At 70.3% G+C, this 12,583-nt stretch carries 9 protein-coding genes; 5 read left to right on the top strand and 4 right to left on the bottom strand.

All coding sequences use genetic code 11. The features are described 5' to 3' along the window. Positions 1 to 83 precede the first annotated feature (83 nt). From WMF34_RS14615 to WMF34_RS14605, 3 genes are all read left to right on the top strand, one after another. Positions 84 to 842 (top strand): CDP-alcohol phosphatidyltransferase family protein, encoded by a 759-nt coding sequence (locus WMF34_RS14615; protein WP_437993662.1) that lies wholly within the window; start codon positions 84 to 86, stop codon positions 840 to 842. A gap of 147 nt (positions 843 to 989) precedes the next feature. Continuing rightward, complete coding sequence (locus tag WMF34_RS14610; protein WP_012235428.1) at positions 990 to 1,394, top strand: hypothetical protein; 405 nt, start codon at positions 990 to 992, stop codon at positions 1,392 to 1,394. Between the two features lie 210 nt (positions 1,395 to 1,604). Further along, positions 1,605 to 2,990 (top strand): hypothetical protein, encoded by a 1,386-nt coding sequence (locus WMF34_RS14605; protein WP_437993661.1) that lies wholly within the window; start codon positions 1,605 to 1,607, stop codon positions 2,988 to 2,990. Here WMF34_RS14605 and WMF34_RS14600 read toward each other — a convergent pair. Then, positions 2,930 to 3,682 carry a hypothetical protein gene (locus tag WMF34_RS14600; RefSeq protein WP_437993660.1) on the bottom strand — a complete coding sequence of 251 codons (753 nt, stop codon included), beginning with the start codon at positions 3,680 to 3,682 and terminating at the stop codon, positions 2,930 to 2,932. The two genes, WMF34_RS14605 and WMF34_RS14600, sit on opposite strands and share 61 nt — an antisense overlap. Beyond that, positions 3,675 to 4,796: an AAA family ATPase gene (locus tag WMF34_RS14595; protein ID WP_437993659.1), complete on the bottom strand. Its 1,122-nt coding sequence runs from the start codon at positions 4,794 to 4,796 to the stop codon at positions 3,675 to 3,677. Before WMF34_RS14595 ends, WMF34_RS14600 begins: the two co-directional genes overlap by 8 nt. Positions 4,797 to 5,193: 397 nt before the next feature. Here WMF34_RS14595 and WMF34_RS14590 point away from each other — a divergent pair, with 397 nt between their 5' ends. Further along, positions 5,194 to 6,882, top strand: coding sequence for a L,D-transpeptidase (locus WMF34_RS14590; protein WP_437993658.1), 1,689 nt, complete (start codon positions 5,194 to 5,196; stop codon positions 6,880 to 6,882). Positions 6,883 to 7,067: 185 nt separating this feature from the next. After that, a complete protein-coding gene (locus WMF34_RS14585; RefSeq protein WP_012235425.1) occupies positions 7,068 to 8,369 on the top strand; it encodes a UDP-glucose dehydrogenase family protein in 1,302 nt (433 codons plus the stop codon). A 61-nt stretch (positions 8,370 to 8,430) separates the two neighbouring features. Here WMF34_RS14585 and WMF34_RS14580 read toward each other — a convergent pair whose 3' ends face one another. Together WMF34_RS14580 and WMF34_RS14575 are read right to left on the bottom strand one after the other, a co-directional pair. Further along, entirely contained in the window at positions 8,431 to 10,041 is a 1,611-nt protein-coding gene (locus WMF34_RS14580) for a sigma-54-dependent transcriptional regulator (protein ID WP_437993657.1), read from the bottom strand. Continuing rightward, positions 10,038 to 12,395, bottom strand: coding sequence for an ATP-binding protein (locus tag WMF34_RS14575; protein WP_437993656.1), 2,358 nt, complete (start codon positions 12,393 to 12,395; stop codon positions 10,038 to 10,040). The genes WMF34_RS14580 and WMF34_RS14575 overlap by 4 nt, the downstream gene beginning before the upstream one ends. Between the last annotated feature and the right edge of the window lie 188 nt (positions 12,396 to 12,583).

The raw sequence follows: 12,583 nt of genomic DNA, 5'->3' as shown, positions 1-12,583 counted from the left end.
CGGCGGGCGGGTCCATCCGTCGTGGCGAAAGCGCCGCTGCCGCCCGAGCAAGACGGGAGCCGCTCGGCTAGGATGCGCCGGCCATGCTCGGCGAAGCGAAGCGGATCTACCTGGCCACGCGGAAGAAGCACGATCAGCTCTTCAACACGTACCTGATGCGTCCGCTCGCCGGCGGCGTGGTCGCGCTCCTCGCGCGGACCGCGATCACGCCGAACCAGGTGACGCTGCTCAACCTCGCCGTGTTCGTCGTCGCGGCGGCGCTGCTCGTCGCGCTGCCCACGGCCGCGGGCGGCCTCGTCGCCGTCGCCGTGCTCGAGCTGAGCTACCTGCTCGACTGCGCCGACGGGATGCTGGCGCGCCACAAGCAGCTCGCGTCGAAGGAGGGCCACCTCTTCGACTTCTTCACGGACGAGCTCAAGGCGGTGCTCCTCTCGGGCGCCCTCTCGATGCGCCTCTTCAGCGCCGGCGGCCTCGGGCTGGACGGCGACCGCTGGCCCGGCGGAGACCCGCGCTTCCTGCTCGCCGGCGTCGTCGGGGTCGCGGTGATCGCCTCGGCGATCTCGCTCACGAACTTCGTCCGCCGCCCGGAGATCAGCGGCAAGGAGACCTCGGTCTCCGCCTATTACGAGACCGCCACGGAGGAGCGGCCCCGGTCGCCCGCCGCCCGGGCGGCGGGGCTCGTGATGACGTTCCTGCGCTTCCTGAACCACTACCCGAGCCACATCTGGGCGTTCGCGCTCGCGGACCGGCTCGACGTGTTCTTCTGGATGTATGTGCTGATCAACCTCCTCTACCTGGCGAAGGGCTGGCTCGGGCTGCTGCTCAGGTTCGGTCGGTCGTAGCCCCTCATCGCCCCCGCCGTGGGGCCATGTCCCAAGGCGAAGGCGTCGAGACGACCACCCTGCGTTCCTGTGTGCGATGACCGAGCAGCGTGATCCGCCTCGACGGACTGGTGGAGATCCTGGGCCCGGTTGCGGTATGAACGCGCGATGGAGATCCAAGATCTGTCTGACTTCCTGCGCGCCGATCCTCGCTTCACCACCCGTCGCAAGTGGCTGATCCTGAGCGAGTTCGTCTACACGTCCACGGGTGAGAAGGTGGAAGAAGGCTTCCGCTACTTCACCTGCCCGATCGGAGCGCTCACCGCCGCCCTCGAGAGGCGGGACTTCGCGGCCATCGCGAAGCTCCCCTTCGCGCTGGACGGGGATGGCGACCCGGACACCTCCGCGGTTCGCCTGGATCTCGCCTACACCGCGTCCGGTGCGCTCGCCGCCTTCCAGCCCGTGGAGTTTCGCGACCACGCGCCCACGCCGCTCTCGGCGCCCGTGATCCTCGAGCGTGCCGAGGCCCAGGCGCTCCGCGACATCGTGCGAGAACTCGACCAGTCCGCCTGACACGACTGCCGCGGTTCGAGGGCAGCACCCTTGGCGCGCACGCAGCCGGGTGCTGCTCCACTTCGCGCGCCGCGCGGTTATGCTGGCGGCCGCTCCTTGCAAGCTCCCCGGAGGCTCAGTTAAAGCGCCTCGATGCGGAGAGCCCTTCCCTGGCTGCTTTGCGTCCCCCTCGGCCTCGGGCCCGTTGGCTGCGGCACAGAGGGCGATGACATGACCCAGGCCACACCGCCGGAATACAAGCACCCTTTGCCGGAAGGCGAGAGCATCTGTGGGCGAGCCGACTTCGAGGAGATGTTTCCTTTCTCCCTTCGATCCTCGACCCTCCCCGTGCTCGTGCACCATTACAAGGCGGAAGAGCGCGACACCGCGCGCCAGGTCCTCGCGTTCGTCGAGGAGGGCTGGGACTATCATGTGCGCCAGATCGGCATGCGCCCGCCCATCGGCGATGGTGGAGAGTGCGGGCCGGACGACGCGCTCGATGTGTTCGTGTGGAGAGGCCACCGCAGCTGCCTCGTCGACGTCCTCGGAGGCGAGCCGTCGACCTCATGGGACGATCGGCACCCGTACATGATCGTCGATCCGTGGGGGCCTTACGGCGGCTCCGCTCTCGAGGAGACCGTGGTGCACGAGATGGCGCACGCCTCGCAGGCCGCGGACGACTGGAGCGAGAGCCCCGTCGTCTTCGAGATGTCGGCGACGTTCCTCGACCAGGTCCGCGCGGATCGCTATACGAGCGAGGGCCTGGCCGATTTCCAGAGGCACCCGGAATGGGCGATCGACCACAACGACCATTACGAGACATGGTCCATGTACGGCGCCTCCATGGTGCTGCTCTACCTCAAAGATCGGTTCTTCGACGGCGATCCGCGGTTCGTCTCCCGCATGTGGCTCGGGTCGCGCGATGCCCCCGCCACAGGCGGCGGCGCGCGGCCCAACGAGCCTGACTTCGTCGATGCGCTCGATGCGATGCTCCGAGAGGCGGCGGGCATGAGGTATGTCGAGGCCGTCCCCGAGCTCGCGCGCTGGCGCTGGTACACCGGCGATCACATCGACGACCGCCATTTCCGGCACTTCGCGGGCGGCCTCCAGAACCTCGCGGCGGCGAAGCTCTCGCTGGCGGCCCAGGTCGAGGCCAGGCCGGGCAGGATCGACGTCCGCGAGCGCGCGCCGATGTTGCTCGGCACCAGCTATATCGAGCTCTCGGCAGGAGCGGACACGCCACGATCGCTCCGGGTGTCGCTCGAGGCGCCCGGCGACGCGAGGCGCCGCTTCGTCGTCCAGGCCGTCCCCGGTCTGACGCCCGAGTCGGACGGCGAGATCCTGGACCTGTCGACCGGCTCCGCGGAGCTGAGGCTCGCGGCGGATGGGAAACGAACGCTCGTGGTGACCGCGCTGCCCACCGGGGCCTACGATCCCGACGCGAGAGGGGAAGAGCGGTATCCGTTCACCCTCATCGTGCGCGACGGCGCTGCGCCGCGCCCGGCGTGGAGGCGCAGCGCCGCGCCTCGGCCAAGGGAGCCGGGGAAGGTCGATGGTCAGCGCTTCGCGACCGGGGCGAACAGAGGCACGAGGCGCTCTTCGATCTCCGTGAGGTAGTCCATGAGCCCGGTCGCGGCGCCTCGCTGCTTCAGGGTGGTCAAGGGAGGGTCTTTCATACATGCTTCCTCCCGCTCTGGATCCCCTCCCGTGAGCGCATGGAGCACCCGCTTCGCATCGCGCTTCGCGCCTTCCTCGCTCGCCGTGAGCCGCTCGGCGCCCAAGCGGGGGTCGAAACCGAGATCCTTGCGCTCGCGCTCGAGGAGCGCTCTCTCGGCGTCGTCGCGAGGCTCGTAGCCAGCGAGGATCCAGCACTCGCGCTTGGTATTGGCGACGCCGATGACGATCGCGAACGGCCACGGCTGTGAATCCCGCGCCTGCTCGAAGCCCTCGCGACGTCGGCTCAGCTTGTCCGCGTCACGCGTGAGGATCACAACGTCTGGAGGAGAGCCGAGCGTGGCGAGGAGCTTCAGGGCCTGCTCGGCCATCGCTGCGTCTGGTTCGCGCGGTCTTCCGCCGGAGAACCCGTGCGCGACGACATGCCGCTCTCTCGCCATCCCCTTCATGCTCGTCCACTTCAGGTGAGAATCCTGACGGAAGATACCATGATAACGGCGGAAGAAATCGATCGTCTCCGAGCCAATCCAGTCGACGTTTTCGCAGAGCGCTCGATCGGACAGCACGCAGGCCGTGCGCCGGTCGGCGTCCGCTTCACATACGATCGCTATCGAGTAGGCCGCCTGCTCAGGCATGGGGCTGCGGGCCTCGATCGCGGACCCATTCCTCGCCGACCATGCTCCAGATCTCCCCTGGGCTCATGAACTCCTTCCAGCGCTCAAATTGCGGATGATCGTTTAACCGGGCCCACCTCACGGCGCCCGTCTCGTCGGCGCTCATCAGTCGAACCTCCTCAGGCTCGAGATGATCGATGAGGTAGGGGGAGTGGCTCGTCGCGACGATCTGCAGGTCAGGAAGCGCGTCGAGCAGCTTGCGGATCTGCGCGACCAGATCGGCGATGGCCCTCGGGTGGATCGCACGCTCAAGGTCGTCGATAAGGAGCAAGTGCGCGCTCTTACGACCGATGATCGCCGTTAAGATACCCAACACGATAAGCGTCCCCTCGCTCGCGGCATGGGCTGGTAGATTGGCCGCACCGCGCATGTCCAGCACGACACGATGGCCAACGTACTCGCGCTCTACGGTGCTCGTCGTCGTCTGGCCGTTGATGGTCACCCGTTGGATCTCGGGCCGCCTCACCGCTGACCGCTCCAGGCGGATCCTCTCCACAGACGGAATGACTGCGCGCAGCGCCTCCTCAACGCGTCGGAAGTCGTCTGCACGCGAGATGAGCATCTCGGCGAGCACGGCGGCCAGGCCATCGCCGTCCGGATCTATTCGCGGAACGAGCGAGGCGCTGTAGGACGGCTGGGCAAGCTTGATCGCGTCGAGCCTGAGCAAGTCCGCTGGAGGGCGAACAGCATCTATCGCCTCTCGATCGTCCTCTGACAAATGAGAGCTAGCTCCCGGATAGGTGAGCTCGTGGTCACCGTATTGAACGGTCACGTACCTTCCCCAGTGCAGTTCGTCGTATTCCTCTGCACGAAGCTCGATCGAGCCCGCCTTGCCCCTCCAGGTGCCAGTGCATCGAATTTCGATCGGCTCGCTGGTGCCGTGAGAGCGGACCACGGACGGATGTCGCTCACCTTCCAGGGTTGACCACGGGTCTTCCGCGTGGAGAGCTGCCAGCCCTTGAAGCACGCTCGTCTTCCCAGAGGCGTTCGGCCCTACCAGCACCGTGAACCGCTCGAGCGGGAATCGGATGTCCCGCAGCGCTTTGAAATTCTTGAAGCTGACGGTCTCGATCATGGGCGTGCACCGAAGCCTTCCGCGGGCCCCGGGAGCCTAGACGACCCCGTCCATCCCGGCTACCTCGCCCGCCTGACCTGCTCGCCCTCCGGCTTCCTCCAGAAACGAGATCGCCCGGCTTCTCGCTGCGCGGAGGAGCGAGATCGAGCTCGCTCCCGCCGCGGCGTGTCGCCCTGGAACGCAGCTCTATTCCGCTGCGCGGCGCCAGCTCGTCGCGCGGCGCCCTGCTCGGCGTCAGTCCGTCATCGTGCACACGTGCCGCGCGCCTCAGCGCCACGGTCCGCGGTGTGGCGCCGCCATTCCCCCAGGACCGGGACAGAGGCGCCAACCGCCCACAGAACACGCGCCGCCAAAAACTGGCCCTCCTCCCCCTCCCGTGCATTACCGTCGCCGCGCCATGGACACGCCGCCCCGACCGCGCGCCGCAGCTTCACCCGCGGCGCGCCGCCCTGCGTTCGCGTTCCTCGCCCTCGGTGCGCTCCTCTCGGGCTGCGGCCAGCCCCGGTCCGGGAGCACCCCCGACTCGCCACTCGAGGCCCCCGGCAGCGCCAGCGCCAAGGAGGCCGCCGCGCAGGGCCCTGCCTCCGCCTCCTCTCCCGCCTCCCCCGCCCCGGCCGAGGATGAGCCGCCGCCCGGCCTGCCCGAGGGCCCGCCCATCGTCTCGCTCGGCGGCGTCGCCACCCCGCCGGCGCCGATCCCCGAGGGCCGCCCGCGGCTCGCCAGCACCTCGATGCTCACCCGGGTCTACGCGCGGCCCAGCACCGACGCGAAGCCCGTCGGCTTCCTGCGGGCCGGCGCGGTCGTGGAGATGGATCCCGAGCCCGCCGGCACGTCCGGCTGCCCCGGGGGCTTCCGCAAGATCAAGCCGTTCGGCTACGTGTGCGTCGGCCCCGATGCGACGCTCGACCTGGACGACGAGATCGTCCGCGCCACGGCCCGCCGCCCCGACGTCACCCACAAGCTCCCGTACATGTACGGGACCGTCACGCGCGGCGGCCCGGCCTACGCGCGCATCCCGACCGAGGACGATCTCGCGCGCTTCGAGCCGAGCCTCAAGAAGCACCTCGATCGCTGGGCCAAGGACGAGGAGAGCGGCGCCACCTACGGCCTCGACGTCTGGCTCAAATGGAGCGCCGAGCCCGCCCCGCCCGCGCTCGACGCGCTCGCGCAGCGCATCACCGATCGCGAGATCCCCTGGTACCTGCGCGACGGCCGGCGCGCCCCCAACCTCTCCGGCCTCATCAAGACGAGCGACGCCGTGAAGATCGACGAGGTCTCGCGACGCAACGGGATGGCCTTCCTCGAGTCGTTCCTCCACGAGGGCCGGCGCTACAACGTCACCACCGATCTGCGCGTCGTCCCGGCCGACAGGTTCCGCCCTATCCGCGGCTCCGAGTTCCACGGCGTCGAGATCGGCAAGGACATCGACTTCCCGTTCGCGCTCGTGCGCCGCGCCGGGGGCAAGCGATGGCGCGTCGTGGGCAAGAAGCTCGTCGACGGCGGAGAGCTCGAGTGGCGCTCCGCCGTGCCCCTCACCGGCAAACAGCAGTTCTTCGGCGGCAAGCTGCACTACGAGACGAAGGACGGCGACTGGGTCGACGACCGCCACGCCGGCCGCATCGACCCTGCCAAGAAGATGCCTGCCTGGGGCAAGAACGGCGAGAAGTGGCTCGACGTCAACATCACGAAGCAGGTGCTCGTCGCCTACGAGGGCACGAAGCCCGTCTATGCGACGCTGATCTCGAGCGGCGAGGCAGGGCTCGATGATCACAAGTCCAGCACCGCGACAAAGCGCGGGATCTTCCGTATCCACACGAAGTTCGTCACGAGCACCATGGACTCGGACACCGTCGGTGAGGAGTTCGAGCTGCGCGACGTGCCCTACGTGCAGTACTTCGAGGAGGGGTATGCGCTGCACGGCGCGTACTGGCACGACAAGTTCGGCCGGCCCAAGAGCCACGGCTGCATCAACCTGTCGCCAGAGGACGCCCGCCGCCTGTTCTTCTGGACCGAGCCGGCCGTCCCGCCGGGATGGCACGGCGCAGCGCGCTCGCTGACCGGCACCGTGGTGTTCGTCCACCCCTGAGCCGCGCGGCGCCACGGCGCCACGACCGCCAGGCGCCCGGCAGCCCCTCGGCTCGGGCAGGGCAAGGGCAGCACGAACGCTCGGCGCGCGCTCGCGCGCGAGAGGAGCGGGACAGATCGATCGGGGGTCACACGCCGTGCGACTGCCGGCTCGAACGGCGCCGGGGTCGTGGTAGCGTCCCGCCCATGCAGCTTGCCGTCGTGGGAACAGGGTATGTCGGCCTCGTCGCCGGCGCGGGGTTCGCGGATTTCGGGAATGACGTGGCGTGCGTCGACGTGTCCGCTGCCAAGATCGAGATGCTGAAGCGCGGAGAGGTGCCGATCTACGAGCCCGGCCTCGACGTGCTGATCGCCAAGAACACCCGCGACGGCAGGCTCCGGTTCTCCACCGACGTCGCCGGCGCCATCCGCGACGCCGAGATCGTCTTCATCGCCGTCGGTACGCCCCAGGCGGACGACGGCTCCGCCGACCTCTCCGCCGTCGAGGCCGTCGGCGAGACGATCGGCAAGAACCTGAACAATTTCAAAGTGATCGCCACGAAGAGCACCGTCCCCGTCGGCACGGCGGACCGGCTCCGGCAGATCATCGGCGCGAACGCCACCCAGCCGTTCGCTGTCGCGTCGAACCCGGAGTTTCTCAAGGAGGGTGACGCGGTCAACGACTTCATGAAGCCCGACCGCGTGATCATCGGCTCGGACGACCCGAAGGCGCGCGAGATCCTGCGCCACCTCTACAACCCGTTCGTGCGGGCGAGCGACCGCATCCAGCTCATGGACGCGCGCTCGGCCGAGCTCACCAAGTACGCCGCCAACGCGCTGCTCGCGTCGCGCATCTCGTTCATGAACGACCTGGCCGTGCTCGCGGAGAAGCTCGGCGCGGACATCGAGCTCGTGCGCAAGGGCGTCGGGGCCGACCCGCGCATCGGCACGAAGTTCCTGTTCGCCGGCCCGGGGTTCGGCGGGTCGTGCTTCCCCAAGGACCTCTCGGCCATCCTCTACACCGCGGGCTCCGTCGGGCACGATCTGGAGATCGTCCGGGCGACCGAGCGGATCAACGCGCGGCAGAAGCGGCTGCTCGCCAGCAAGGTGAGCGCCCACTTCGACGGCGCGCTGAAGGGGAAGACGATCGCGGTCTGGGGGCTCGCGTTCAAGCCGCAGACGGACGACATCCGCGAGGCGCCGGCGCTCACGCTGATCGACGCGCTGCTCGAGGCGGGCGCGACGGTCCAGGCGCACGACCCGCAGGCGATGCCGAACGTGCGCGCCATCTACGGGAGCCGCATCCTCCTGAGCGACGGCATGTACGGCGCGGCCGAGGGCGCTGACGCGCTGGTCGTCGTCACCGAGTGGCACGAGTACCGGCGCCCGGACTTCCACCGGCTGAAGCGCATCCTGAGCGCCCCGACGCTCTTCGACGGGCGCAACATCTGGGAGCCGGACGAGCTCCGCGGCATGGGGTTCGTCTACACGGGCATCGGCAGGAAGTAGCGCGCCACGCCGGTGGGCGTTGCGCGGCGCGGCGCGGCGCCGACGTGGCGCGCCGCGCCCCTCAGGCGTCGTCGTGGTCTCGCGGCGGCACCTGGCGGCGGGTGCTCGGCGCTTCCTCGCCGCCGTACCGCGGCAAGCTCACGGGCGTGTGGTTGCGGTTGCCCGGCAGCTCCTCGCCGAGGTGCCGCGTCCCGTTCGCGGGCGTGTGCCGCCGGCTGCTCGGCGGCTCCTCGCCGAGGTGGCGCGCGGCCATCGGCGTCGGCATCGACATCCGCCGGCTGCTCGGCGGCTCCTCGCCGGTGTGCCGGTCCCAGCGCCGCTCTAGCATCTTCCGATCGACGCCGATGAGCCGCGCCGCGGCCGCCTTGTTGCCGCCGCAGCTCTCGATCGCGTGGTGTAGGACGGCGCGCTCGATCACCCGGAGCTTCGATCCCAGCCGCTCGGGCAGCGCGAGCAGGGCGCGCGCCAGCCGGTCGATCTCCGCGGTGGCGTCCACGACCGGCCGCTCGCGCGCGAGCTCCTCGAGCGTGGGGACGTCGATGAGATCGTCGTCCGCGAGCAGCCCCAGCCGCTCGACGACGTTCCGGAGCTCGCGCACGTTGCCGGGCCAGGGCCGCCGGACCAGCCACGCGATCGCGTCGTCGGTGTAACGCAGCTTGCGCGGGAGCTCCGCGCTGAACGCGAGCAGGAGCTCGATGAGATCGGCGTCGCGCTCGGCCAGCGACGGGACGTGCACCGTGACGACGTTGAGCCTGTAGAAGAGGTCCTCCCGGAAGCGCCCCTCGCTGATGCGCTTCTCCAGGTCGACGTGGGTCGCGGCGAGGACGCGGGCGCGCAGCGGGATCTCCGACTCGGCGCCGAGGGGGCGGAAGCGGCGATCCTCGACGACGCGGAGGAGCTTCGCCTGGAGCTCGCCGGGCATCTCGGCGATCTCGTCGAGCAGGATGGTGCCCGCGCCCGCGAGCTCGAGCTGGCCGCGCATGCGCTTCTCGGCGCCGGTGAAGGCGCCGCGCTCGTGCCCGAAGATGAGCGACTCGATGAGCGTCCCCGGCAGCGCCGAGCAGTTGACCGCGACGAACGGCTCGCCGCGGCGCGAGCTCATCTCGTGCAGCGCGCGGGCGACCATCTCCTTGCCGGTGCCGGTCTCGCCGCGGATGAGCACCGTCTTGCTCGACTCGGCGACCCGCTCGATGATCCGGCGGACGCGCTCCATCCCCGCGGACGAGCCGAGGAGCGCCTTCGTGCCGAACGTGCGGTCGACCCGCTCGCGGAGCCGCACCACCTCGCCCTTCAGGAGCAGCCGCTCGCGCTGCCCCTCGATGATCGGCAGGAGCATCTCCGGGCAGAGCTCGTCCTTCAGCACGTAGTCCTGCGCGCCGAGCCGCATGGCCTCCCGGATCTCGGAGAGCTCGCTGACCGACGTGACCATCAGCGCCGGCGTGCTCCGCCCCGAGGCCCGCACCCGCCGCAGGATCTCCAGCCCGCCGCGGTCGCGCGGATCGTCCGACAGGCGCACGTCGAGGAGCAGGAGGTCCGGCGCGCTCCGCTCCACGACGGCCATCGCGTCGTCCAGGCCGACCGCCTCCAGCACCTCGACCTCGTCGAGCGCGGCCAGGATCTGCCGCAGCGTGCGGCGGCCGCTCCGCTGATCATCGACGATCAGGATCTTCACGCGACCTCGTCCTCCGCGGTCATGGAGACGTCGGCGGCGGGGATCGAGATCACGAACCGCGTCGTGCCGTCGCGCCGCTCCGGCTCGATCAACCACCCGTGGGCCCGGACGATGCGGTGCGTGATGGCGAGCCCGAGCCCGGTCCCGCGGGGCTTCGTCGTGTACCAGGGCGCGAAGAGGCGCGACGCGTCCCCCGAGATGCCGGGCCCCGTGTCCCACACGACGAGCTCGGCGCCGCTCTCGGTGGTCTCCCAGACGACCCCGATCGTCCCCTTGTCGCCGGCCGCGTCGAGGCCGTTCGAGAGGAGGTTGACGAGCACCTGCGTGGCCTGATCGGGATCGCAGCGGAGCCTCGATCCAGCGCTCACGCGCGCCTCGATCCGCCGCTTGCCGAGCTGATCGCGCAGGAGCATCTCCGCCCGGCTGACGAGCTCCTCGACCGCGAGGCGGCGGCGCTCGAGCTTCCTGTGCGTCACCCGGCGCAGCCCCATCACGAGGCGCTCGAGGCGCTCGACCTCCTCGCAGCCGATGTCGACCTCCTCGGCGTCGAGGCTCTGGTTCTTCGATCCGCGCTTGAACACGGAGCGGAAGAAGTTGATCGGGTAGCGCACCTCGTGGGTGATCTCGGCCGCGAGCGTCTCGATGAGCGCCGCGCGCTCGTCGCGCCACGCGGCGGCCTGCTCCCGCCGCCGCCGCTCCAGCTCGGCGTAGCTGTGGGCGTGCGCCATGGCGAGCGCGGCCTGGTTGCCGATCGTGCGGAGCAGGTCGAGATCCTCGCTGGTGAACAGGGCGCCGCCGCGCTTCTTGCCCACCTCGAGGACGCCGAGCAGCCGGCCGCGGAACATGACGGTCAGCGAGAGCTCGCTCGCGCTCGCGCTCGCCTTGGAGGGCTCGACCTCGATGACCCGCTCGCCGCTCGACTCGTCCGCCCTCTGCGCCGGCTCGCCGGGCGCGGCGCCGGCGCTGCCCGCGCCGTCGGCCGCGTCGACCGCGATGCGGCGGAAGGTGACGCGCTCGCAGGAGAGCCAGCGCGCCACCGTGCGCTCGACCGCGAAGGCGACCTCGTCGGGATCGGCGACGAGCGTCAGCTCCTCGCTGAGCTGCTCGACGGTGGGCTTGTACTCCGCGCGCGCCGGGAAGAGCTTCCGATCGCCGGCGCCGAGCGCGAACACGACGAGCGCCGCGCTGACGACGGCGGCCGGCGCCGCGACCTTGATCGCGCCGAGCAGCGGGAGGCCGGCGTACCCCGCGCACGCGGAGCAGAGGATCACCGTGAGCGCGACCATCATGCAGGCGATGATGACGCGCGTGAGCGGGCGCGACAGGAGCGCGCGGCTCCCCCAGAGGTCGTAGCGGATGAACGCGACGACGCTCGAGACGGGCGTGAGGGCGAGCGCGGGGATCGCGAACCACGCGAGCGTCGACGCCGGGGCGCCGAGCATGGCGAGCATGAAGCCGAGGGCGATCACCACGTGCGGCGGCGCCATCGCGAGGAGCAGCGCGCGCAGCGTGCGGCGGCGATCGCCCTCCGCCGCGGCGAAGCGCAGGATCAGCGTGGTCGCGAAGAAGAAGAACGACGCCACGAACAGGATCGCGCAGACGCTCCGGAGCGCGACGGTGGTCCAGCCCATGGCGTGCGAGGCGAGCAGGGCGGCGGCGAGCAGGCCGCCGAGCCCGTGCGCGATCCGCGCGAAGACGGGGTAGCGCGCGATGAGCGGGACGTCGTCCGGCAGCCGCAGCGCCAGCGTGAAGAAGCTCATCGGGACGAGCGCGTAGGCGACGTGGAAGAACGGGACGAGGTGGCGCGAGCTGTGGTAGTCGAACAGCGCGAACTGGAAGAGCGCGGCGAACAGCGCGGCGCTCGCGAAGGCGCGGGCGAGCTTGCCGTGGGGGCTCGCGCTGAGGGCGATGAGCGCGGCGCCCACGTAGAGCGAGGCGACGACCATCAGCCCGCCGGCGTAGAACCACCAGGCGAGCGCGTCGAAGGGGACGAGGGAGAGCTCGACGTCGCGCAGCCCCTCCGCCGTCTCGACGCGGGCGTGCACCGAGCGGCGCCCCTCGCGCGCCGCCCGCTCGACCGCGGCGTCCCAGGCGCCGGCGCGGTAGCGCCCCTCGGTGCTCTCGAGGTGCCAGCCGTCGACCTCGACGACGCGATCCGGGTACCGGAGGCCCTTCTGGAAGCCCTCCCAGGACGGCAGGCCCACGCTCGAGACCACGCCGTCCGGATCGACGAGCACGCCGGGGAACGGGCGCTCGTACCAGCTCAGAGCGCTCCTCATCCCCGAGCCGCCCAGCACGAGCGCCGCGAGGACGACCACCGCGAGGAGCCAACGGCGATTCTCGATAGCTGGCATCGGGAGAGCCGACGGCGCGCAAATTGCGCCGCCAGCCACTCACGATACGCTGGAACTCCGGGTGAACCAACGGGGCTCGCGCGCCGGACGGGGCGCAACGGGCCCGTCACCCGCGATCCCGGCGCCCCAGCGGCGCTACTACGCAATTATTATTACGTTTTCCCTCGGAGGTGAGAGCGGGATCACCC

This window comes from Sorangium sp. So ce145, from assembly GCF_051525985.1.
Lineage (GTDB): Bacteria > Myxococcota_A > Polyangia > Polyangiales > Polyangiaceae > Sorangium > Sorangium cellulosum_B.
This window is presented reverse-complemented; position numbering and strand designations above follow the sequence as displayed.